Source organism: Williamsia sp. Y712 (assembly GCF_059445525.1).
In genome coordinates this window covers 701,594-724,156 of record NZ_JCAIUN010000003.1, presented here as the reverse complement: position 1 = coordinate 724,156, position 22,563 = coordinate 701,594, and the positions used below count along the sequence as shown (strand labels likewise).

Genomic DNA, 22,563 nt, shown 5'->3' with positions numbered 1-22,563 from the left:
ATGGAGATCTGCGTCAGGTTTTTCGCAGCCGCACAGGCCGCCGCCGGCGTCGAGCAGCTCGTGATACATCTCACTGACAAAGCGACACTTGCCGATCTGGAAAACGAATTGGGCCAATCGAATCCGCAATTGGCCGAAGTGTTGCAACGATGCTCATATCTGCATGAGTCGATAGCGGTCCGCGACCGTTCGCGCACCCTCTCCGGAGGCGACACAGTTGACGTTCTCCCGCCGTTCGCGGGCGGTTGAGCAACCGGACACCCGCTCATCGATCGGGTCATTTGACCCACTTGAGTGCTTCCTCCCCTTGAATGATGCTGTGACGTTACTCACATAACGGTTCGATCACGGATCGGACACGGGACGACACTCATAGCGGTGAGCAGCAAATATGCCAAATCGGGACCAAAAGTCCCCTCGGGACGCATCGCCCAGGCGCCTCAGATAGGCGTGTGCAAGCGCGAATTAACACGTAGCGTCTCACTCGGTCGAACTGATCGGCCAAACAATGCAACTGAATATTCTCGGATCGCCGCGCCCAACCTCGTCCCGCGTTCCGAGAAACTCCAAACGTAATTCAGGGACGAGGGCGGGGGACCCAACCATCTCCTGGAGATCACCGGATTCCGACGGCCGACGGCAGCAACGCCCGACACCGACGAAATCCTTGGGGTGCAGTTCCGCATAGCGGAACCGAGCAACCTCTCGCTCGAACCCGACAGCTGACTTCGTAGGCGCGTGGAGAGAGGAAGTAAACCTTATGTCCGGACGTCATCGTCAGCCGACCAACACCGGTCGCACCGTTGCCAAGATCGCCCTCACCTCTGCCGTCATCGGCGGCGGCGCCAGCCTCGCCTTCGCAGGCGGCGGCAACGCCGGAGCGGCCACCGACTCAGAGTGGGACCGCGTCGCACAGTGTGAGTCAGGCGGCAACTGGGCCATCAACACCGGAAACGGTTACCAGGGCGGCCTGCAGTTCTCCCCGAGTACCTGGACCGGCCACGGCGGCGGCGAGTTCGCCCCGTCCGCAGACCAGGCCACCAAGGAGCAGCAGATCGCTGTCGCCGAGCGTGTCCTCGCTTCGCAGGGCAAGGGCGCATGGCCCACCTGCGGCACCGGCCTGAGCGGCGCCACCGAGCGCGAAGCTCCCACCGCAGCCCCGAGCCTGGAGATCCCGGCCGTGCCCGAGCTCCCGAACCTGTCGCAGGCAACTGACGACATCGTCGCTCAGCTCAAGGCCACGATCGATGACCCCGCGCTGCACGACCTGCTCGATCAGGCCAACGCCCAGGGCGACCTCACCCCTGATCAGGTCGCACTGTTCAACGAGTACAAGGGTTACCTCCCCGCTTCCTGATCCACCTTCAGGAAGCCCCCAGACGAAGGACCCCACACGCGACGCAACGTCCGTGTGGGGTCCTTTTCCAAATTCAGGAGCAGGCCGGGGAGATGACCCGGCGTTACCCGGCAGACATGGAAGTAACACGCCCGTAACAATGCGTGAAGATTGCACATCTATGACGTGAACCACTGTGCAACGTTCGCGTTGCCGGGCACCGGTGCAAGCGGAAAACTCAAGTCGCACAGCCCCGCACCATATCGGCCCGGGTGCGTTTTCCGGAGGAGCCACATTGAACGCTCATCTCACTGCCGCCCACTGGGTGTATCTCGTCGGGATCATCGTCATCCTCGTCACGATGGCAATGCGCAAGAACATCGTCGTACCTGCTGTAATCGCCACATTCCTGACCGCATTCGTCTTCTCCGGCAGCATCATCACCGGTCTGGCGTCGATCTTCAATGCCAGTCTTGTTGCCGCCAAAGAGCTTTTCAACATCTTCCTCATCATCGCCATGGTCACGGCAATGTTGGGCGCACTTCGTCACATGGGAGCCGACCGCCTGATGGTCGCTCCATTCAGGCGCGTGATGCGTACCGGCACAAGCAGTTTCATCGTTCTGGCGGTCGTCACCTACGTGATCTCGCTGTTCTTCTGGCCGACGCCTGCGGTTCCACTTGTGGGCGCAGTGCTCATCCCGGTGGCCATCCGCGCGGGTCTGTCGCCTCTGTCGGTGGGTATGGTGATCGCCATCTGCGGTCAGGGTATGGCGCTGTCGTCGGACTACATCATCAAAGTCGCGCCCGGAATCTCCGCAACAAGCGCGGGTGTGGACGCCGACTCGGTCGCCGACAAGGCGATGATCCTCTCGCTCATCGTCGGCCTGACCGCCCTCATCATCACGTTCGTCATGCAGCGCAAACACTGGCGCTCCCCGTCACCGGACCTGCTCGTCGAATGGGAGGCCGAGGCGGACCGTGGTGCCGACGAACTTCGTGATGAACTGGGCGAGGACGGTGGTGTCGGCGGAGCGGCCTCCGAGCCCGCAGGCGGACCCGCCGGACCACGGCCGGACGGCGCAGAACCGGTGGCGACCGCGGCCATCGCCACACCCTCCACGGCGACGGCCGTCATCGAGCGCAAAACAGTCGTTGATGACCAACCGCCGGCGAAGTCCGCGATGGCTCGCACCTTCGCGATGCTGGTACCACTGGTATATCTGGCCCTCGTGATCTACCTCATCTTGGGGAAGGTGGGTGTCGTCCCGGCCCTGAAGGGCGGCGATGCAGCCGCCATCGTCGGAGGTATTGCCACACTCGTGCTCTTCGCGGCCGCCGCGGTCTCCGACAAGGGCAACTTTCTCGAGACCACGTCCGAGCACCTCATCGACGGCCTGGTCTTCGCCTTCAAGGCGATGGGCATCGTGCTCCCCATCGCCGGCTTCTTCTTCATCGGAAACGCCGACTTCTCCGGCGCGATTCTCGGCTACTCCGACGACCAGGCAGGTCCGGCAATCCTGTTCGATCTGGTGAACTCCGCCCAGTCGCACCTCCCCCAGAACTCGTTCGTCACGGCGTTCGGCATCCTGTTCATCGGCATGGTCGCGGGTCTCGAGGGCTCCGGTTTCAGTGGCCTGCCACTGACCGGTTCGCTCGCGGGGGCTCTGGGTCCAGCCGTCGACATGGATCCATCGACGCTCGCGGCGATCGGTCAGATGGGCAACATCTGGTCGGGCGGCGGCACGCTCGTTGCCTGGTCGTCGCTCGTCGCCGTAGCCGGATTCGCCCGCGTGCCGGTGCTCGACCTGGCCCGCAAGTGCTTCCTGCCCGTCGTCAGCGGCCTGGTCCTCTGCACACTGTTTGCCATCTTGTTCCTCTGACACCGATCCGTCTCGAGTGCCCGCCGCGGAGTATCCGTGGCGGGCATTCGGTGTCGACCGGTCCGCTCGTCCCCCATCCACGCTCACCGAGGAGCCCACACACCATGCCGCCGCGCTTCCGTCTCGAACCAGCCTTCATACCCGTCATCGTCCTGACATTCGTCACCGGAATCGTCGACGCGGTCGGCTATCTCGCCCTGGATCGGGTGTTCACCGGCAACATGACCGGCAACATCGTCATCCTCGGTATGGGGTTGGCCGGAGCCGACGGACTACCGATTCTCGGCCCCTTGCTCGCGGTGTTGGCGTTCATGGCGGGTGCGTATGTGGCAGGCCGGTTGCTGCACGGTCACGAGAAGACCTGGCACCTCCGTCGCACCACCGGCCTGCTGCTCGCGGGCAGTGGCGCACTCGCCGGCTGTGCCCTGGCCCTGGTCCTTGCCGACTCGCACGCCGAACCAGTCCAGATCGCGGTCGCCGCAACCACAGCTGCGGTGATGGGCACCCAGGCGGCCGTCGCCCGGAAACTGGCAGTGACCGACATGACGACGGTGGTCGTCACCTCCACCCTCACCCAGCTCGCCGGTGAGTCGTTCGTGCTGGGCAGCAGGCACAGCCTTGCAAACCGACGGCTCGCCGCCATTCTCACGATCTTCCTCGGCGCCGTGGTCGGGGCACTGCTGCTGCGCGTGCACGTGGCGGTCCCGATGGCACTGGCCGCGGTCCTGATGATCACCGCCGCGATCATCGGTCATCTCGCGGTACGGGAACAGCGTCGCGAAGCAGCGGTTCTGAGCATCTCCGCGGCCTGAATCCGACACGTGGCATCACACGAACCGGTCGGTGCAGTATGCACAGGAATGTACGAAAATGATGTGCACGATGCAGTATTCGCGGTAGTGCTCACCACCCCCCGCGGTGAGAAGGTAGGGTGCGGCGCCGGCCACCCGGCCCGGGAGACGGGGACGAGGAACCGATGACCACCACTGCCGACCCGGCCGAGACGGCAAACGCAGACGACGCCGGTACCCCGTTGGCCCTCTCGGCACTGCTTGCCGGGACGCTGGTCGGTACGGTCAGCAACAACATCGTCAATGTCCCACTCGCCGAGATACTTTCCGACTTCAACGCCCCTCTCGAAGACGGGGTTCTCGTCGCCGTCGGCTTCTTGCTCACCTTTGCCGCGACCATGCCGCTCGCCGGGTATGTCGGGGACCGTTTCGGCAGGCGCCGTGTGTACTGCGGTGCACTGCTGGCCACTGCCGTCTGCTCCGCCGGTGCTGCCACCGCGCCGAGCCTGGCCGCTCTGATCGCGTGGCGGTCACTCGGTGGTGTCGCAGCCGCCGCGTTCGCGCCCGCCGTGATGGGCTTGATCGCCTGGTTGTTCGGCCCACAGCGCCGGGCCAGGGCAGTCGGCGCCTGGGCGAGCGTGAACGGCATCGGGCAGGCCGTCGGCCCGTCGATGGGCGGACTGATCGCCGGGACATGGGGCTGGCGTTGGGTTTTCGTCCCGCTGATCCCGGTGGCGCTCATCGGATTTGCCGGCACGATGCGTTGGATACCCGCCTATCCGGGACGTGTCATGCGCCTGGATGTGACCGGTGCCATCGCGTTGACGCTGGGGGCCGGAGTCCTGGTTCTGGGTCTGACCCTGGTGCCCCAGCCACGTGTACACGTGGCCGTCGTACTCGGCTTGATCGGTGTGGCGGGTGCCCTTCTCGGTTGGTTCATCTGGCACGCGCGCCGGGCCGCGGCGCCCTTCGTCGATGTCCGGTTGGCCGCCGAATCCCGCTTCGTCCGTAGCGCCGTCGCAGCGTGCGCCCAAATGTTCTGTCTGGGTTCAGCTCTGCTGGCCGTGCCGCTGTATCTCAACGAACACGGTGAGTCCACGGCCACCGCAGGCCTGATCCTGTTCGCCCTGCCGACGGCGATGGCCCTGCTCGGACCAGTGGTCGGGCGCACGTCTGACGCACTCGGCGCCCGACCGATGATGAGGGCCGGATTGTGCGTGTTGATTCTCGCCCAGATCGCGATGGTGTTGGTGGTCTGGGGATCTGACGGTAACCGCTGGACCATGGTCGGGGCGCTGATCACCACCGGTATCGGGATCGCGATGGTCCAGACGCCTGCGGCCGCCGGCTCCACGCGATCCCCCGCAGGCGCGCAGGGCACCGGACTGGGCCTGTTCAACCTCATCCGGTTCGGCGGATCGGCACTCGGCGCCGCGTGGGTCGCCATCGCGATCGACAGCTGGTCGTATCCGGCACTGTTCGGGGTGTGTGCGATCGTGGCAGCGATCGGTCTCGGCGCCACCTTCCTCGGGCGCGACCCGGAAGACGTCGGAGTCGAACCGTCGAAAGAAGCTCAGCGGTAATTGATCTCGCCGTCGACCGCATGGTGGATTTGTTCGAGCAACTCCAGCCGGATGGCCAGCCAGACCGTGAACTGGTTCTCCGGCACCCGGACATCGATACGCAGGGCCCGGGTGATCCTGTCCAGCTTGGACAACATGGTGTTCCGGTGGACATTGAGGTCACGCGCGGCAGCGTTCACGTTGCCGCCGACGCGGAGATAAGCGACCAGGGTGTCGTAGAGGTCCGAGCCCGGGCGCAACGGCCCCAACACATCTCGGACGAGTTGTCGGCCACGATCGGTGCCGGAGACGAGTTCGAGGGCCCCGAAGCCACGCAGGTCGCGGTACGCGATCGACCCGGTCATCTGCAATCGCTGACCGATACCGAGTGCGACCCGTGCCTGCCGATAGCTCTCTCGGATCTGATCGACACCCAGGGCCGAAGCGCCGTGTGCCACCCGGGTGGTGCGTCCGCCGCGACGTTGGGCATCGAAAGCCATCGCTTCCGCGTATTCGGCCATCTCGACTTCGATCTCCCGGTCGTCGCGAGACTTCAATGTCCGAACCACCACCAGCACATCGCCGATCACCGTGACGTACGAGCGGACTGCCGGATCCGGGAGTACTCCCGCGACGTGACGCGCGATCTTCACCAGACTCCCACTCCGGTCTGAATCGGACGAGTTCACCTTGGGCGCGGGCACCGGCACCACGAAGACACCGAATGTCGATGTGAGGTCGACGTCGTGGTAGTCCGCACGTGTCTGTAGGTCGTGTTCGCTCGTGAAACTGCCGTGTACCAGCGCCTGCACGAAGTCTCCCCGTGCACGTTCCTCGGCTTCGTCGACGCTGCGTTGTCGCAACATCTCCGACCCGACGATCGCTGTCGCCTGTTCTGTGACCACCGCATGCTGAGCGAGATCGTGCAGGCCAGGAGACGACGGTCCACCGGCCAGTACGACAACCCAGCCCTCGAACCATTTGCCGAGCATGATGGAGCTCGCGGTACAGGTATATCGGGGCTCCTCATCGTCGAGTTCGACCACGCAAGTGGTGGTGCCGTGTGTGGAACGGCCAGAAGTACGACTCTGCCTGTCCACCAGATTGTTTCGCAGTCGTTCGTACACTGACGCGGTTTCTTCCCCGACCATGCCGTGTTGGGCGACGACTGTGCCGCGAGCATCGAGCGCGAGCGCCGGACACTGGGCGAGCGTCGAGACCTCTCGGATCAGGATCGCCATCCCGGCACCTCGATGCAGTAGCCCGGCGAGCGTGTTGTGCACGTGCGACGAGTACCGCATGACATGCACTTCTTGATTCAGTGACCGTTCTGCCAGAAGACGATTCAGATCGGCGAAGCCGATCGGGAAGGACAGTTCGACCACAGCCATGTTCTCGGGCAGGTCCATAGCGGCGATCGCCGGGGGAAGCGAGCCGTCGATGATCAATGCCGCAGCACCGCGCGCGGCGAGCGCGGTCAATGCCTGCGGATTGCCTGCGATCGCTTCCGGGCGCGCGTACACCGCAACCGCGTCAAGGTTGTCATAGCGTCCCATGACTTCACTGAACGGAAGTGCCCATGTCAGCGGGCGATCCAAGCTGCCCGACCCGGAGACCACCGTTGCGCCTGCCATGAGTGTTTCATCCAGGAGGCCACGGCCGGTGAGTCGAGGGCTGGGTTCCATGACGGTCTGCCTTCTTCCACAGGAGATGTGATGCCGGCGGTTGCCGGACACACTGCATCCACCCATTATCGGGGTCACTCGCACTCAAACGATGTGCACAATGCCCATATATTTTGTTGATCCTAGGCCACTTTCACCACGCCGTCCGACCTCGGGCGCTGCTAAAAATGAGGTGTCCCGCTGGCGACCGCCACGATCGGACACCCGCACCTACCCACCGCGACGGTCGGTGGAACCCCTCGAAGAGAGCGACCCAATGCATCAAATTCACCGGATCACACTCGACGACGCGCTGCCACTTCTCATGGCCGGCCGCGCAAAGGCCGACGAGATCGGCGTCAAACAGACGCTGTGCGTCTGCGATGAGAGCGCAAATGTCATTGCCCTGCACCGACTTCCCGGAGCTCGGCTGACCGGGGTCGACATTGCGATCGCCAAGGCATTCACCGCGGCAGGACACGAACGGGCGACGCATCTGTTCAACGAACCGCCGAACGGCCCCGCGCTCCCCGGTAACGAGGCCTTCGGTATCAGCCACATGCTGCCCGGGAAGTTCGCCATTTTCGTCGGCGGCTTTCCACTGATCTACGACGGCCAGATCGTCGGCGCAGTCGGGATCAGCGGCGGCAACGGCGAACAGGACAAGGCCGTCGGCGCCGCGATGCTGGCCGAGTTCGCGTCCCTCACATCTGTCGCGACCAGCTGATTGTGCACATAGACCGTCATCGCCCAGTAGATCCGGCCACTGTGAACGTGGCCTGGCCGACCGGACGCCGATAGCGTCGACAGCACCGAATCCAGGTGTAAATCACCGGTTTTCGCTCATCAAAGGCCGCAACGGAGCTGCCCGCGATTGCGCCCTGCGCACGAATCGAACATCCTCGAGAGGAAATACCATGACCGAATTGCTCGGACGCGATGAGTTCCGCACCGCACTGGAAGATGCGATCAAGGGCCGTGAGGCCAAGAACGCTTCCTTCAGCAAGGCCTGGGCGGAGGGCAAACTCGAAAAGCACCACTTCGCCCGGTGGGCCGAGAACCACTACCACTACGTCGGGCCGTTCTCCGACTACCTGGCGAACATCTACGCCAACACCCCCGACCACTACACCGATGCCAAAGATTTCACCCTGCAGAACATGTATGAGGAAGAACTCGCCGACATTCGGCACACGGACCTCCTCATCAAGTTCGGTGAAGCCTGCGGCACCACCAAGGAACGCATCGAGGATCCCAGCAACATGAGTGCCATCACCCGTGGCCTGCAGTCGTGGTGCTACGCGGTGTCGTCTCGCGAGAATTTTGTGGTGGCGACCGCCGCGCTGGTGGTCGGACTGGAGTCGCAGGTGCCCAGCATCTACAAGAAGCAGATCGTCCCGCTGCGTGAGGTCTACGGCTTCACCGAGGACGAGATCGAGTTCTTCGATCTGCACATCACCTCAGACGTGGTTCACGGCGAACGCGGATACCAGATCGTTCTCGACTGCGCGGACACCCCGCAGTTGCAGCAGCGCTGCCTGCAGCTGGTGCGGTGGGGCGCGGAGATGCGCTTCTCCTACACCAAGGGCCTGTACGACACCTACGTCGCACCAGACCTGGCGCTCACGTCGGCCTGATTCTCGGCCGAATTGTGGTCCGGCCCGCGGATCGTCGCTCGGGCCGGACCACCACCACGGACACGACCACTTCGGGAGAAACGGAAAACCCCCCATGCTCGACGACGCATCCCAGTCCACTGCGCCGCCCCAGCACTGGGTGGCGGTGGCTACCACCAAGGACGTCACGCGACGCCGAAAGCTACGCATCGAGGTCGACGGTGTCGGAATCGCCCTCTTCAGTACGGGCGAGAAGATCTACGCCTTTGCCGACCTCTGCGTCCACCAGGACCGCTCGCTGATCAAGGGCACGCTGCTCCACGGGAGGGTGATCTGTCCCGGACATCAATGGCGTTTCGACCTGGAAACCGGCTACGAGGAAGACCAGGAACTCTGCCAGCCCACCTACGATGTCGCGATCTACGACGACACCCTCTATCTCGATCCGACGCCGCGCATCCGCCGCGGCCACAACGACTCCCGTGAGGATGATCCATCATGACGACCACCGTTGCGACCGTGGGCGCAGGTCAAGTCGCCGCCGTCGTCGCCCGGACCTTGCGTCGTCGCGGGTTCGACGGGCGCATCGTCCTGCTCGGCGCCGAAGCACATGCGCCCTATCAGCGTCCACCGCTGTCCAAGGAATTCCTCTCGGGCCGTGAGTCAGCCGAATCACTTGCACTGCTGACTCCGAAATGGCTCTCGGAGAACACGATCGAGCTGCGGACCGGGACAACCGTACGGCGGGTGAGTCCTTCCGATCGCAGCATCGAACTCGATACCGGAGAACTCCTCGATGTCGATGCCGTGGTGTTCGCAACCGGCGGACGTCCCCGCACCATCGAGACCACCGGCAGCCGGCCGGATCTCGTCCACTATCTACGAACGCTCGACGACTCGATGTCGCTGGCGCAGCGCCTCGTTCCGGGCGCTCGGCTCGCGATCATCGGCGGCGGTTTCATCGGACTCGAGATCGCCTCGACCGCAGTCGGTCTTGGTGTCTCGGTCACGGTTCTCGAGCGTGGACCACTTCCGCTGGGCGCTGTCCTGGGAACTGAGATGGCCGAGTTCTGCACCGGTCTGCACCGCGAACGCGGCGTCGAGATCCGAACCGACGCGCTGGTGCGCGAGGTGACGACTTCGGATGCCGGAGTCCGGATCACCCTGTCCGATGGGCACATCATCGAATCGGACGCCGTCGTCGTCGGGGTCGGAATCGAACCCAATGTCGAGGTGGCGGCCGCCAGCGGGCTATCGACCGCAGGCGGAATCGTCGTGGACGAATCCGGCCGCACCGGCATCCCCAACATCTACGCCGCGGGGGACGTCGCGTGCCGCATGTCCGACGCCGGCCCGAGCCGGGTCGAGCATTTCGACAACGCCAACCGCCAGGCCGGTGTCGTCGCCAACGCGATCCTGGGCCGCGAGACCGCCTCCGACGATCCGCACTGGTTCTGGTCCGATCAGTACGGGATGAACATCCAATTGACCGGCAGCACCCGGGGCGCCACCGACCTGGTCATCCGGGGAGACCAGAATTCCGGCGAGTTCGCCGCTTTCTACCTGCGCGAGGGTGTCCTGTGTGCAGCGTTCGCGATCGATCGCGGCGAGGACATCATGGCCGCACGGGAACTGATAGGACAACCCGTCGATCGTCGGATCCTCGCCGACGAGGATGCGGATCTGTGGGAAATCGACGAACAGATGGTGAACTGACATGAGTATCGAAGGCATGAACTTCGTAGCAGGACAATGGATTCCGTCTGCATCCGGCAAACGGTTCTCCAGATGCAATCCGGCGGATCCGGCCGATGTGATCGGTTCGTTCCCCGACTCCGACTCCGACGACGTACACGCGGCCGTCGACGGCCTGGTCGCCGGCTTCGCCGAGTGGTCGCAGAGTCCTCCCGAACGGCGGGCAACGATCCTCGAGGCCGCCGCCACGCTCTTGGAGCAGCGCGCCGACTCATTGGTCTCGGAACTGATCCGGGAAGAGGGCAAAACTGCCGCCGAGGCCCGGATGGAGGTGAGCCGGACCCCGATGAACCTGCGTTTCTACGCGGGCGAGGCAACACGCGCGACCGGCGCCACTTATCCGTCACCGGGTGAAGGCCTCGTCTACACGGTTCGGGAACCGTTCGGGGTCATCGGCGCCATCACCCCATGGAACTTTCCGCTCAACATCCCGTCCCGCAAGATCGGGCCCGCCCTTGCCGCCGGAAACGCGGTCTTGTTCAAGCCATCTGAATTGACACCGCTGATGGGGCAACGTCTGGTCGAGGCTTTGCTCGACGCGGGCCTGCCACCGCAGGCGATCGCCCTCATCCAGGGCGACGGAAAGGCCGGCGCCGCAGTCGTCGCCGACGAACGGGTCGATGCGGTGACCTTCACCGGATCCACGGACGTGGGGCGAGCGATCCACCGCGAGGTCGGGCCGGCCCGGCGGGTGCAACTCGAGATGGGCGGCAAGAACCCGGTTGTGGTCCTGGCCGATGCGGACTTGGACAAGGCCGCCGCCCTCATCGTCAAAGGCGCCTTCGGCCTGTCGGGCCAGGCCTGCACCGGCACCAGTCGGGTGATCGCCGACACCACGATCCACGACGCTCTCCTGGAGCGGGTGGTCGAATTGGCCGAGGACCTCGTCGTCGGCGTCGGCACCGCACCCGGTGTCGCCATGGGACCCCTCGCCAGCGAGGCCCAGCTGGCCAAGTACCTGCACTACGTCCAAATCGGAACAGACGAGGGAGCGCACCTCGTATCCGGCGGAACCCGTTGCGCCGACGAACAACTGCGCGACGGCTTCTTTGTCCGCCCGGCAGTTTTCACGGACGCCGCCCCGGACATGCGCATCGTGACCGAAGAGGTGTTCGGTCCCCTGTTGGCATTCCAGCGGGTGACGTCGTTCGAGGAGGCGCTCACGCTTGCCAACGCAACGGAGTTCGGTCTGACCGCATCGATCGTCACGCAGAACCTGGCACACGCCAACAGTTTTGCCAACCGTTCGCGCACCGGCTTGGTCAAGATCAACCAGCCGACAACCGGTATGGCGATGAACGCACCCTTCGGCGGGTACAAGGACTCGAGCACCCAGACGTTCAAAGAACAGGCCGGACCGACGCTGATGCAGTTCTACCAGTCGGAAAAGACCATCTATCTCATGCCCACACTCTGACCCGTTGCGGTCGGAACGTACTGGAGGAAACCTTGGAGTTCAAGAGAGTTGCCCGCTCGGGACAGGTACCAGAAGGCATCGTGCGTCGGTTCTACGCCGACGAGTACGAGGTAGCCGTGTCACGACTGGACGGGAAGGCCTACGCCACGTCCAACTACTGTTCGCATCTCGACTGCCTGTTGTCGTCGGGAAAGCTCGTCCAGGACGGCATCGGTTGCTCCTGCCACGGAAGCGCATTCGACCTCGAGACCGGCGAACCCCTCTGTCCACCGGCCACCGAGCCGATCAAGACCTATCCCGTCCAGGAACGTGACGGGGAGATCTTCGTCGGCATCGATCCCACCGAGCCCCCGGAGGGGCCCCGCAGGCGCAAGCTCCGCAAGTCATGACCACCAGGTCGCTCCGGCCGCCGACTCTGGCCGCCGGTGCCATGGTGTCGTCGAGCCATCCCTTGGCCAGCCAGGCCGGTGCCTCGGTCCTCTCCGACGGTGGCAATGCCATCGATGCCGCGCTCGCGATGGCCGCGGTGACCTGGTTGACGCTCCCCGGCCAATGTGGCATCGGCGGTGACGCATTCGCTGTGGTCGCCGAACCCGACGGCCGGGTGTGGACGGTCGGCGGAAGCGGTTTCGGGCCGGACGGGGGTACCCCGGAGTTCTATCGCGAACGGGGGCTCAGCGCCATCCCCCTCGACGGAGCGCTCGCCGTCTCCGTGCCGGGCGCACCCGCGGCGCTGGCCGCCCTGCACCGACACGGCGCCACCCGCAGTCTCGCCGAACTGTGGGAACCTGCGGCAGTCCTGGCCACCGGCGGACTCCCCTGTTCGGCCAAGACCCGCAACGACGTCCACACCGCACTGGGCGCGATCCAGCGCGACCGGGACCTGAGCAGCCGGTTCACCGACGCCGGGCAGGTACCACTCGTGGGCACACGGTTACCGCAACCCGATCTCGCCAAGACCATCCGGGAGCTCGCCGCCGATCCGCGCGCGTTCTATCGGGGCGATCTGGCACAGCGCTGCGTCCGCACCCTGCAGGACGGTGGCGCACCGTTTTCCGGCGACGAGTGGGCGCAGGGATGGGACGTGCACCCGGAGGCCGCCATCTCCGGCGACTATGCCGGGGCGACGATCCACCAGACACCACTTCCCACACCCGGGTGGATGGTCCTGCAACAGGCAGCATTGCTTTCCGATGTCACTTCCTCACCCCTGCTGAGTGCGGCCGCGATCGATCAGTTCGCGAATGCGGCGCGGATAGCGTTCGAGGACCGGTTCCGCTGGAGCGCGTCCGACAATGATGCCGTGACGCGAATCCTGCATCCGGACAACATCTCCGCCGGTCGGGCCCGCATGTTGACGACCCCCTCGCAGCAGTTCACGGTCGGCGACGGTGACACCACGTCATTCGTGACGGTGGACTCCGATGGACGAGCGGTGAGCTTCATCCACTCGCTCGCCTTCACCTTCGGTGCGAAGATGACCGTTCCCGGTACCGGCATCGTGCTCAACAATCGATTGGGCCGCGGCGCCTACCTGATCGACGGGCACCCGAACGAGGTGGCACCTCGGCGTAAACCACTGCACACCCTCAACGCCTGGGTGGTCACCGGCGCATCCGGTGAACTCATGCATGTCGGCAACACCCCCGGCGGCGACGGGCAGGTGCAGTGGAACATGCAGCTGCTGTCCCATCTTCTCGACCACGGACTCGATCCGCAAGAATCTGTCGAGGCGCCACGGTTCACCGTCTATCCCGGTTCCGACGCCGATGTCATCGGCGCACCGCCGGAGCTTCGTGTCGAAGGGTCCATCGATGTCGTTGTCCGAGAACAACTCTCCCGTGCCGGACATCGGGTGAAGGTGTTGCCGCCGATGGGTGCCGACGGAAGTGCCCAGATCATCTCGCTCGATCCGCGCGGGATCCTCAGTGGCGGCAGCGATCCGCGACAAGAGGGGGTGGCGCTCGGTGTCGGCTGAAGCGCCCCGCCCCCAGGGGCTGTACGTGGCGGCGACCCGCTCCGGCAACACGATCCGGACCGCAGGCATGACCCCGCGCCGCGACGGCATCTTGCTGATCACCGGGCGGGTGGGCGCGGAGGTCGGGTTGACCGCGGCCCGCGACGCCGCCGCGGTCGCAGTGGCCAACGCCCTGACCGCGGTGTCGTCGATGATCGACGAGACCGAGTGTTTCCGATGCGTCGAGATGGTCGTCTACATTGCTTGCGCACCGGATTTCACCGACCTGTCCCGGGTCGCCGACGGCGCCACGGAGAGCTTGGTCGAGCGATTCGGCCCGGCCGGACTACCCGCCCGCAGTGCCATCGGTGTCTACGCCCTGCCCGGCGGCGCGCCCGTCGAGATCGCACTCACCGCCGACATCACCCCCGTCTCCCCGTAGAGTCGGCTCGTGGCCGGGTCGGATACAACGGCAGTCAGCGCCTGACGAGCGGAATGATCAGCGGCGTATGTGACTCGGGGTCATCGATGATCCGGCAGGGCAGCCCGAACACGTCATGGACGAGTTCAGCGGTGACGATCTCGGTGGGCCGCCCTTCGGCGACGATCCGGCCGTCCTTCATCACGATGATGTGGTCGGCGTACCGGCAGGCATGGTTCAGGTCGTGCAAGACTGCGACCAAGGTGTGTCCCTGGTTGCGGTTGAGATCGCTGCACAACTCGAGAAGGTCGATCTGGTAGGCGATGTCGAGGAACGTCGTCGGTTCGTCCAACAACATCAGCGGTGTCTGCTGGGCGAGCACCATCGCCACCCAGACCCGCTGTCGCTGACCGCCGGAGAGTTCGTCGACCAGGCGCCCGGACAGTTCGGTGACGCCGGTCGCCTCCATCGCATCGACAACGGCGGTTTCGTCGGCGTTCGACCACTGCCGGATCAATTTCTGGTGTGGATACCGACCGCGGGCCACCAGGTCGGCGACCCGGATGCCGTCAGGGGCGATGGATGCTTGCGGCAGCAGTCCGAGCTTGCGGGCCACTTCCTTGGCCGGATACGAATTGATCGCCTTGCCGTCCAACAACACCGAGCCGCTTGTCGGCGTCAGCAGTCGGGACAGGGCCCGCAGCAACGTCGATTTGCCACAGGCATTCGGCCCGACGATCACGGTGAACGCGCCGTCCGGAATCTGGACGCTCAGCGATTCGCTGATGACCCGTTTGTCGTAGCCGATGGTGATGTCGCGGGCCTGTAGCCTGCTCGACGTCGCGACCGCCGCCTCGCCACCGGTCGGCACCATGTCAACCTTGTCCATCTCACTCCTCGTCGAGCGGGTCATTGTCGTCGGGCTTCCCTGGCGAGCAACCACACCAGGTACAGCCCGCCCACCGACACGGTGACAACTCCCACCGGAAGTTGGTTCGGTGCGAAGGCCCGCTGGGCGATCAGGTCGCTCACGATGAGCAGCAGCGCGCCCATCGCGGCTGCAGGCACCAGCGCCACCCCTGCACTGCGGGTGAGTCGCCGGGCCAGTTGCGGTGCGGCCAGGGACACAAATGCGATCGGGCCCGCGGCGGCGGTGGCCACCGCGGTCAGCGAGACCCCCAACACGATCAGACCGAGTCTTGTCCGCTCGGTGCGGATCCCCAGCGCTTTGGCGGCGTCGTCGCCCATGCCCAGGACCGGCATCCGATACGCGGCCCAGATGGTCGGCACGATCAGGACCCCGAGGATGACGAACACCGGTACGGCCTGATTCCAGCCGAGTCCGTTGAGCGACCCGGCACCCCACGTCGCGGCCGACATCGCCGCCTCCAGATCCGCCTTGAGGATCAGCCAGGTGTTCACCGATTGCAGGATCGCGCTGATCGCGATTCCGACGATGATCAGCCGGAATCCCTGGACCCCGCGTTTGAAGGCAAGGACGTACACGAGCAGCGCGGTGACCACGCCGCCCACCAGTGCGCCGGCCGCGGTGCCGTAGTAACCCGTGCCACCGACCACGAGCAGGACCACCAGCGCACCGCTGTACGCGCCGGTGTTGAACCCGATGATGTCCGGGCTACCCAGCGGGTTGTGGGTGATCGACTGGAAGATCGCGCCGCTGATGCCAAGCGCCGCACCGAGAACCAGGGCCAGCAAGACCCGGGGCATCCGCCACTTCATCACCACCAGCTCTTCGAGCCGGGTGCCGTCGGAGAAGATCGCGTTGACGACACGGCCAGGCGCGACCGGATAGTCGCCGGTACCAAGCGCGATCACAGCCGCCACGAGTGCCAGCGCGGTCAGGACGGCAACCACCGAGATGGCGCGTACGTCGAACCTTCCGGACAGGCCGGTGCCGGGTAGCCGCACAACCACGAGGCGGCGGCCGAAGTCGATCTTCGAGGCCGTCACCGTCGCAGTCGGTGATTTGCGGACATCGATGCTCACAGCCCACTCACCTTCGTGCGACGCACCAGGAAGATCAGCACGGGGGCACCGACGAATGCGGTGACGATACCCACCGGCATCTCCCCCGGACGGATCACCAGACGCCCGACGACGTCGGACAGCAAGATCAGAATCGGGCCGCCGATCAGGGTGTACGCGAGTATCCAGCGTTGATCGGGTCCCACGATCCAGCGTGCGACGTGAGGCACCATCAGCCCGACGAATCCGATCGGTCCGGCCGCTGCGGTCGCAGCACCACACAGCAGGGTCACCGCCGCAAAACCGATGATCCTCGTCCGCACGATGTTGGCGCCAAGGGAACGGGCGAGATCGTCGCCGAGTGCCACCGCGTTGAGCGATCGGGCAACGCTCACGGCCATGACCAGCCCGATCACGACAAACGGGAGAATCGAATAGGTGACATCGAGGCCGCGCCCGGAGATCGATCCGGCGATCCAGTTGCGCATCTGGTCGAAGGCAGCAGGATCGAGCAGGATCATTCCGGTGGTGACGCCCTGGAATACCGCTCCGACCGCGACGCCGGCAAGCGTCAACCGAATCGGTGTGGCGCCCCCGCGCCCAGAGGATCCCACGATGTAGACGACCACCATCACGACGATCACGCCGATGAAGGCAAACCACACGTTCGACATGAGGCCGCTCAGACCGAAAACGCTGACCGCCAGCGCGACCGAAAACGCCGCACCCGCGTTGATACCCAGGATGCCGGTGTCGGCCAGCGGGTTTCGGGTGGTTGCCTGGATGAGTGCGCCCGAAACCCCCAGCGCCATCCCGACAACGAGGCCGAGGACCGTTCGCGGGATGCGCAGTTCACGGATCACGATGTGATCGCTGGAGTTCTCAGGCGAGAACAGCGCTTGCCAGACGGTTCCCAGCGGGATGTCCCTGGATCCGATCGCAACGCTGAGCAGACACACCACCGCCAGCACGGCAAGGGCGACGAGGGCGCCCAGCATTCGACGTGTGTTGGTCGCGGCCAGTCCGTCCGGCCGCTTCTTCGCCACGTCCGTCCCACTGGCGGCTTCACTGCTTTTGCGCAGGTCAGACCGAGGGATGGCGCCCGAACGGAGACTCACCGGGATAACCGGCCGATGTTGTGTTCTGCCTTCATTTCGCCGCCGACCTCACGACCCTCTCCGCACATGGATTACCTACGTCACAATTGGTTACGCTCACCTTAGTCGTGGCCATCCGATGTGCATTCCTCGACCGGTCCGAGTGGACCGGCCGACAAACTAGATCATGCTCGGGACGCCGGCCCCGACGAGCGACGTGACGAGTTCACCGGACCGCACCGCGAGGTTCGACAACAACGACGACGTCAGTCCATGCGTGTGCTCGGTATTGCCCTGCAGATAGATGGCACCGCCGACCCGATCACTGGTCACCACCCGGTAGTCCCGCGCCACAACCGGACGTCCGTGTTCGTCGGACTGACATTCCTCGCCCAGCGGACCAAGCAGGTCGACGAGTCCCGTCGGACGGAAGCCGGTCGAGAAGATGATTGCGTCGCAATCGATCTCCTCGATCGCCTGACTCGGACGATGACAGATCCGCACCGACACACCGGACTCGGAGTCGAGGATCTTGCTGACCTCGGAGGCACCTCGGACGAACAGACGACGTCTGCCGCTGACCCGTTCCTGGTACTCCCGCCGGTACAGTTCCTCGATCAACGGGAGATCGACCGCCGAATAGTTGGTGCCGCGGTGGTAGTCGAGCAACTGCTGGCGGAGGTCGGCCGAGGCCTGATGGAAATCCACCACCGCTTCGGGATCGAAGATCCGGTTGGCGTAGGGACTGTCGTCGGCCGGGGTGTACCCGTACTTCCCGAAGACCGCATGGACCTCGGACCCCGGATATGTGTCATGGAGGTAGGCGGTGACCTCCGCGGCGCTCTGCCCCGCTCCGACCACGACAAATCGGTGGTGTTTCTGTTCGGGCAACACCGCCAGGTGATCGAGAAGCCGATGATTGTGGAACACCCTTGGGCTCGGCTGGATGCCGTCGGGCAGACTCGCCGTCAGACCCGCTGCGACAACGAGATTGCGTCCCCGAATCGAAGGTCGCTCGGCGACCTTGACCTCGAAGAACTCACCGTCCCATTCCACGCCACTGGCCTGCGCGCCGTAGGCCACATCGGCGTCGACCTTCGCGGCCGCCCAGGTCAGATAGTCACTGAACTCGACCCGGGTCGGGAAGAAACTCTGATGATTGATGAAGTGGGACAACCGCCCCTGCTGCGTCAGGTAGTTGAGAAACGAGTACTCACTGCAGGCATTACGCTGCGTGACGAGGTCTTTGAGGAATGAGATCTGCATCGTCGTTCCGGGCAACAACATTCCCCGATGCCAGCCGAAACGTGGTTGTTTCTCCACAAACTGCGCAACGACCCGGCGATCTGCCCCAACCGATTGGTTGTGCTCCTCGATCGCGATCGCCAACGCGAGGTTCGACGGACCGAAGCCCACACCCACCACGTCCGCGGGAGAACCATCGCCGATGGCCATTGTCATTCCTTCCTCGGGTTCACCGCCTGTGATCGACTGATCTGCAACCACGCCGGCTCACCCACATTGATTTGGTCGAACGAGCTCAACAGGTCTGGGTTGACCCGGGTTCTTCTTCGACGGCCACCGCGTCGAGCCACACACCGACCACCGGCTCGGAGGCCAGATTCACGAAATCGGCGCCGGGAGATCCTGCCGTGCGCCACTTCTCGACCAGCGACATCAAGCGGATCGAATCCAGCCCGGCATCAAGTAGATTCGTGTCTTCGGTCAGCTCTTCCGGTGCCACATCGAGTAGTTCGGCGATATCCGAGACGATTCGCTGCCTCGACAGCACGGTGGAACCGCTCACATCACTCACCCTTGTCCATTTCTGTCAGTGCACTTCTCGGTGCCCGGCGTTTCATCGCGCGGGCTCCGGCCGTGGTGTTCGTTGATCGTTCTTCGAGATCTTGCCCACCGAGGTGCGCGGGAACTCCGTCACGAACTCGACTACGTCGGGGATCTTGTAGGCCGCCAGGTCACGCTCTCGCAGAAACTTCCTGATCGCGAGCGAACTCGGTGGTGTGGAGGCATATTCGGCGCGCAGCACCACATACGCTTTGCTGCGCTCGCCGAGATGGTCGTCGGGGATGCCGACGACCGAGACGTCGTGGACCCACTCGTGTGCCAGGAGATGGTTCTCGACCTCCTCGGGTGCGATCTTCTCGCCCCCGCGATTGATCTGATCCTTCGCCCGGCCCACGACCGTGAGATAGCCACGCTCGTCTTGCGTGACGATGTCTCCGGTGCGGTAGAAACCGTCGGCGGTAAAGGATTTCGCGTTGTGTTCGGGTGCCCGAAAATAGCCGCGGATCGTGTACGGCCCACGGGTCAGCAGGTGCCCGGCCTGCCCCCGCGGCAGGTCACGGTCATTATCGTCGACAACCCGGACCTCGTCGGCCTGCGAGATCGGACGGCCCTGAGTCGTGGTCACCGTGGTGACGTCGTCGTCGAGGCGCGTGTAGTTGACCAAACCCTCGGCCATTCCGAACACCTGTTGCAGAGTTGCACCCAGGTCGGTCTCGACACGCTCGGCCGCGCTCTGGCTGAACTTGGCCCCACCGACCTGGATCGTCTGCAGACTCGACAGGTCACGGGTTTCCCTCAGCGACGAGTTCATCCAGGCAAGTGCCACCGGCGGAACGACGGAGACCATGGTGACGCGGTGCCGCTCGATCAGTTCGAATGCGGTGTCCGGACTGGGGTTCGGGGCCAGGATCACCGTGGCCCCGGCGTGGAACGCACCGAGTATCCCCGGCGAACTCATCGTGAAGTTATGCGACACCGGCAGCACCACCAGGAGCACCGTGTCCGAGGTGACGCCACAGATGCGGTTGCTCTCGCGCACCGAATAGAGGTAATCGTCGTGTGTGCGTGGGATCAGCTTCGGACGCCCGGTGGTCCCGCCGGACAATTGCAGAAAGGCCAGATCCGAGGGCAGCGCAGCGCATCGGTATGGATTGCGACGATCGACTGCGGGATTCTCCGCGCCGAGGGGCAGCACCACCGTCTGCAGGTCGTCGAACTCGCTGTCCAATTCACCGGCAAGACGCCCGTAGTCGAATCCGGCCGCCTTGTCGACAGTCACATACGCTGCGGCCTCGCCGAATTCGATGAAATACCGGATCTCACTTCTGCGGTGTGCGGGCAGTGCAAAGATCGGCACCGCGCCGAGTGCGAACAACGCGAAGGTGATCTCGACGAACTCGACGACGTTGGGGAAATGGACAACCACCCGGTCCCCGCGCCCGATCCCCATCGCGGACAGGGTGTCGGCGTGCGAGAGTGCGTTGTCACGCAGTTCGCCGTAGGTCACGGTTCGGCGTTCGTCGCGCACGGCGACGACGCCGGAGTTGCGGGCCGCCGAGTTCTCCAGCATCTCCCAGTGGGTTTCGCCCGTCCAGAACCCGCGGTCGCGGTAATCCTGTGCCACCTGCGGCGGATACGGAACCACTCCGTCCAACTCCAGTGGCAGGGAGGCACTCCCGCCGGATTCAGGCAGCGGCGGCATGGCGCAGGACGCTGATCACGTCGTCTGTGGTGGTGACCACGGCGCAGCGTTTGGCCGCATAGGACAACGCCATCTCGTGCTCATCGCGACTGAAGTCGGCGGTGGCGTCGGCGATGAAAAACGGCTGGATGTCGGTCATGAAGGCCTCGGCGGCCGACAGCATGCAGCCCATGTGCGCGTAGACGCCGGTGACCAGCAGCTGGTCTCGACCGTGATGCGAGAGCAGCTCACGCAGGTCCGTGCGCTGGAACGCGGAGTAGCGCCACTTCGTCACCTGGATATCGGTGCTCAGCGGCGCCAGCTCGGACACCACCTCGGTGTCGCGGCCGACGGTCAGTCCAGGACCCCACAGATCGGCAAGCAGGCCCCGACGGGATGGGTGCTGGTCCCCCGGCTGCATGGTGAAGATCACCGGGATCTGCAGTCGTGCACACCATTGCCTGATCGCCGCGATGTTGGGCATGACCGTGGTCATCGGTTCGGCATCGACCTGATAGGCGTCGATGAAGTAGTTCTGCATGTCGTGAATGAGCAGAGCCGCGCGCTCCGGCGCCAGCACCCAGGGTGCCTTGTTCTCCGGAATCACCGATGCACTCGGCAGTTCATACGGATCAATCGCCGGAATTGCCACAGACGGTCCTCCACTTTCTACACGTGGTCACGAAACACTGGCCAAAAGTTAGTGTAGGCACACTTAACTTGAATGCACCAGTCAGACACCTCGTGGATCACTGATCCAGGGTGGCCCCTCCGTCGACCCGCAGGTCATGCAGGGTGATGTGCCGGGCAGCGGCGGAGGCGAGAAATACTGCGCACCCGGCGATCTCGCTCGGATCCGCGAGGCGGCCGAGCGGAATCCCCAGCCGGAAAGTCTCCGGCGAGCCCGCGATCGTGGCCGCCGACCCATCGGGCGTATCCCACATCCCCCGGAGCATCGCGGTGTCGGTCGAGCCCGGCGAGATGACATTGCAGCGGATGCCGAGCGGCGCCAACTCCAGCCCGAGAGATCGGACGAATGCGGTTGCCGCAGCCTTCGATGCCGCATAGGCCGCCATACCCGCACGCGGCGCGGCCCCGGCATTGGAGGAGACCACCGTGATCGAGGCCGGACCACGCAGAACGCGGGAAGCAGCCCGCGTCACGACCATTGTGCCGGTCGCGTTGACGGCCAGGACCCGATCCCATTCGGAATCAGTCAATTCCGACACCGGCCCGGTGGTGAGCACGCCTGCCGCATGCACCACCGCGTCCACCTGACCATGGAGCTGTCGGGCGCGGTCGAACACGCCGGCAACGGCATCCGGGTCCGTGACGTCGGCCCGGAGGTAGACGGTTGCCGCATCCCACGGCGGTTCGACCGGCGCCGGGCCGATATCCGTGAGCACCACATTGGCACCGGCCTGCGCAAACGCTTGCGCGGTTGCTGTTCCGATACCACCGGCCGCACCGGTGATCAGGACGGTCTTGCCACTGACGCCTGGCACAGACATGCGGGTTCAACCTCTCTTCATGGGCATCGAATACACCCATCACTGACAACCACTCGATGTTAGCCTCACCTAACCCTGGCG

At 64.6% G+C, this 22,563-nt stretch carries 22 protein-coding genes and 1 riboswitch; of the genes, 13 read left to right on the top strand and 9 right to left on the bottom strand.

Annotated features, from left to right (window positions below):
* From AC1D75_RS22610 to AC1D75_RS22590, 5 genes are all read left to right on the top strand, one after another.
* Positions 1-249: a MoaD/ThiS family protein gene (locus tag AC1D75_RS22610; RefSeq protein ID WP_495517553.1), complete on the top strand. Its 249-nt coding sequence runs from the start codon at positions 1-3 to the stop codon at positions 247-249.
* Between the two features lie 305 nt (positions 250-554).
* Positions 555-753: riboswitch (cyclic di-AMP (ydaO/yuaA leader) on the top strand.
* 7 nt (positions 754-760) lie between these two features.
* Positions 761-1,357, top strand: coding sequence for a transglycosylase family protein (locus AC1D75_RS22605; RefSeq protein ID WP_495517552.1), 597 nt, complete (start codon positions 761-763; stop codon positions 1,355-1,357).
* Between the two features lie 274 nt (positions 1,358-1,631).
* Positions 1,632-3,218 (top strand): hypothetical protein, encoded by a 1,587-nt coding sequence (locus tag AC1D75_RS22600; protein ID WP_495517551.1) that lies wholly within the window; start codon positions 1,632-1,634, stop codon positions 3,216-3,218.
* 104 nt (positions 3,219-3,322) lie between these two features.
* Entirely contained in the window at positions 3,323-4,030 is a 708-nt protein-coding gene (locus tag AC1D75_RS22595) for a YoaK family protein (RefSeq protein ID WP_495517550.1), read from the top strand.
* 164 nt (positions 4,031-4,194) lie between these two features.
* Positions 4,195-5,592 (top strand): MFS transporter, encoded by a 1,398-nt coding sequence (locus AC1D75_RS22590; RefSeq protein WP_495517549.1) that lies wholly within the window; start codon positions 4,195-4,197, stop codon positions 5,590-5,592.
* Here AC1D75_RS22590 and AC1D75_RS22585 read toward each other — a convergent pair.
* Positions 5,583-7,256 carry a PucR family transcriptional regulator gene (locus AC1D75_RS22585; protein WP_495517548.1) on the bottom strand — a complete coding sequence of 558 codons (1,674 nt, stop codon included), beginning with the start codon at positions 7,254-7,256 and terminating at the stop codon, positions 5,583-5,585. The two genes, AC1D75_RS22590 and AC1D75_RS22585, sit on opposite strands and share 10 nt — an antisense overlap.
* Positions 7,257-7,512: 256 nt before the next feature.
* Between AC1D75_RS22585 and AC1D75_RS22580 the strand changes: the two genes are divergently transcribed.
* From AC1D75_RS22580 to AC1D75_RS22545, 8 genes are all read left to right on the top strand, one after another.
* A complete protein-coding gene (locus AC1D75_RS22580) occupies positions 7,513-7,962 on the top strand; it encodes a GlcG/HbpS family heme-binding protein (protein ID WP_495517547.1) in 450 nt (149 codons plus the stop codon).
* Between the two features lie 190 nt (positions 7,963-8,152).
* Positions 8,153-8,872 (top strand): iron-containing redox enzyme family protein, encoded by a 720-nt coding sequence (locus AC1D75_RS22575; RefSeq protein WP_495517546.1) that lies wholly within the window; start codon positions 8,153-8,155, stop codon positions 8,870-8,872.
* 94 nt (positions 8,873-8,966) lie between these two features.
* Positions 8,967-9,353, top strand: a complete 387-nt coding sequence (locus AC1D75_RS22570; RefSeq protein ID WP_495517545.1) for a Rieske (2Fe-2S) protein — start codon at positions 8,967-8,969, stop codon at positions 9,351-9,353.
* Complete coding sequence (locus AC1D75_RS22565) at positions 9,347-10,567, top strand: NAD(P)/FAD-dependent oxidoreductase (protein WP_495517686.1); 1,221 nt, start codon at positions 9,347-9,349, stop codon at positions 10,565-10,567. The genes AC1D75_RS22570 and AC1D75_RS22565 overlap by 7 nt, the downstream gene beginning before the upstream one ends.
* Position 10,568: 1 nt before the next feature.
* The gene (locus tag AC1D75_RS22560; protein WP_495517544.1) at positions 10,569-12,023 is read left to right on the top strand and encodes an aldehyde dehydrogenase family protein; all 1,455 of its coding nucleotides are present in this window, start codon (positions 10,569-10,571) and stop codon (positions 12,021-12,023) included.
* Positions 12,024-12,055: 32 nt separating this feature from the next.
* A complete protein-coding gene (locus AC1D75_RS22555) occupies positions 12,056-12,412 on the top strand; it encodes a Rieske (2Fe-2S) protein (RefSeq protein ID WP_495517543.1) in 357 nt (118 codons plus the stop codon).
* A complete protein-coding gene (locus AC1D75_RS22550; protein WP_495517542.1) occupies positions 12,409-14,001 on the top strand; it encodes a gamma-glutamyltransferase family protein in 1,593 nt (530 codons plus the stop codon). Before AC1D75_RS22555 ends, AC1D75_RS22550 begins: the two co-directional genes overlap by 4 nt.
* Entirely contained in the window at positions 13,991-14,422 is a 432-nt protein-coding gene (locus AC1D75_RS22545) for a RidA family protein (protein ID WP_495517541.1), read from the top strand. The genes AC1D75_RS22550 and AC1D75_RS22545 overlap by 11 nt, the downstream gene beginning before the upstream one ends.
* Before the next feature lie 34 nt (positions 14,423-14,456).
* On the opposite strand, the gene AC1D75_RS22540 is transcribed toward AC1D75_RS22545, so the two are convergent.
* From AC1D75_RS22540 to AC1D75_RS22505, 8 genes are all read right to left on the bottom strand, one after another.
* Complete coding sequence (locus AC1D75_RS22540) at positions 14,457-15,290, bottom strand: ABC transporter ATP-binding protein (protein ID WP_495517540.1); 834 nt, start codon at positions 15,288-15,290, stop codon at positions 14,457-14,459.
* 20 nt (positions 15,291-15,310) lie between these two features.
* Complete coding sequence (locus tag AC1D75_RS22535; protein WP_495517539.1) at positions 15,311-16,408, bottom strand: FecCD family ABC transporter permease; 1,098 nt, start codon at positions 16,406-16,408, stop codon at positions 15,311-15,313.
* Positions 16,405-17,385: a FecCD family ABC transporter permease gene (locus AC1D75_RS22530; protein WP_495517685.1), complete on the bottom strand. Its 981-nt coding sequence runs from the start codon at positions 17,383-17,385 to the stop codon at positions 16,405-16,407. Before AC1D75_RS22530 ends, AC1D75_RS22535 begins: the two co-directional genes overlap by 4 nt.
* Positions 17,386-17,664: 279 nt before the next feature.
* A complete protein-coding gene (locus tag AC1D75_RS22525) occupies positions 17,665-18,939 on the bottom strand; it encodes a lysine N(6)-hydroxylase/L-ornithine N(5)-oxygenase family protein (RefSeq protein WP_495517538.1) in 1,275 nt (424 codons plus the stop codon).
* 85 nt (positions 18,940-19,024) lie between these two features.
* A complete protein-coding gene (locus AC1D75_RS22520) occupies positions 19,025-19,291 on the bottom strand; it encodes a phosphopantetheine-binding protein (protein ID WP_495517537.1) in 267 nt (88 codons plus the stop codon).
* 51 nt (positions 19,292-19,342) lie between these two features.
* Positions 19,343-20,992, bottom strand: a complete 1,650-nt coding sequence (locus AC1D75_RS22515) for a (2,3-dihydroxybenzoyl)adenylate synthase (RefSeq protein ID WP_495517536.1) — start codon at positions 20,990-20,992, stop codon at positions 19,343-19,345.
* Positions 20,976-21,623: an isochorismatase family protein gene (locus tag AC1D75_RS22510; RefSeq protein WP_495517535.1), complete on the bottom strand. Its 648-nt coding sequence runs from the start codon at positions 21,621-21,623 to the stop codon at positions 20,976-20,978. The genes AC1D75_RS22515 and AC1D75_RS22510 overlap by 17 nt, the downstream gene beginning before the upstream one ends.
* Before the next feature lie 97 nt (positions 21,624-21,720).
* A complete protein-coding gene (locus tag AC1D75_RS22505) occupies positions 21,721-22,482 on the bottom strand; it encodes an SDR family oxidoreductase (protein WP_495517534.1) in 762 nt (253 codons plus the stop codon).
* Between the last annotated feature and the right edge of the window lie 81 nt (positions 22,483-22,563).

Excerpts from the sequence above, each read along its gene's own strand:
- AC1D75_RS22610 (WP_495517553.1), top strand. The coding sequence starts at position 1 with ATGGAGATCTGCGTCAGGTTTTTCGCAGCCGCACAGGCCGCCGCCGGC.
- AC1D75_RS22605 (WP_495517552.1), top strand. The coding sequence starts at position 761 with ATGTCCGGACGTCATCGTCAGCCGACCAACACCGGTCGCACCGTTGCC.
- AC1D75_RS22595 (WP_495517550.1), top strand. The coding sequence starts at position 3,323 with ATGCCGCCGCGCTTCCGTCTCGAACCAGCCTTCATACCCGTCATCGTC.
- AC1D75_RS22590 (WP_495517549.1), top strand. The coding sequence starts at position 4,195 with ATGACCACCACTGCCGACCCGGCCGAGACGGCAAACGCAGACGACGCC.
- AC1D75_RS22585 (WP_495517548.1), bottom strand. The coding sequence starts at position 7,256 with ATGGAACCCAGCCCTCGACTCACCGGCCGTGGCCTCCTGGATGAAACA.
- AC1D75_RS22580 (WP_495517547.1), top strand. The coding sequence starts at position 7,513 with ATGCATCAAATTCACCGGATCACACTCGACGACGCGCTGCCACTTCTC.
- AC1D75_RS22575 (WP_495517546.1), top strand. The coding sequence starts at position 8,153 with ATGACCGAATTGCTCGGACGCGATGAGTTCCGCACCGCACTGGAAGAT.
- AC1D75_RS22570 (WP_495517545.1), top strand. The coding sequence starts at position 8,967 with ATGCTCGACGACGCATCCCAGTCCACTGCGCCGCCCCAGCACTGGGTG.
- AC1D75_RS22560 (WP_495517544.1), top strand. The coding sequence starts at position 10,569 with ATGAGTATCGAAGGCATGAACTTCGTAGCAGGACAATGGATTCCGTCT.
- AC1D75_RS22550 (WP_495517542.1), top strand. The coding sequence starts at position 12,409 with ATGACCACCAGGTCGCTCCGGCCGCCGACTCTGGCCGCCGGTGCCATG.
- AC1D75_RS22540 (WP_495517540.1), bottom strand. The coding sequence starts at position 15,290 with ATGGACAAGGTTGACATGGTGCCGACCGGTGGCGAGGCGGCGGTCGCG.
- AC1D75_RS22530 (WP_495517685.1), bottom strand. The coding sequence starts at position 17,385 with ATGCTGGGCGCCCTCGTCGCCCTTGCCGTGCTGGCGGTGGTGTGTCTG.
- AC1D75_RS22525 (WP_495517538.1), bottom strand. The coding sequence starts at position 18,939 with ATGGCCATCGGCGATGGTTCTCCCGCGGACGTGGTGGGTGTGGGCTTC.
- AC1D75_RS22515 (WP_495517536.1), bottom strand. The coding sequence starts at position 20,992 with ATGCCGCCGCTGCCTGAATCCGGCGGGAGTGCCTCCCTGCCACTGGAG.
- AC1D75_RS22505 (WP_495517534.1), bottom strand. The coding sequence starts at position 22,482 with ATGTCTGTGCCAGGCGTCAGTGGCAAGACCGTCCTGATCACCGGTGCG.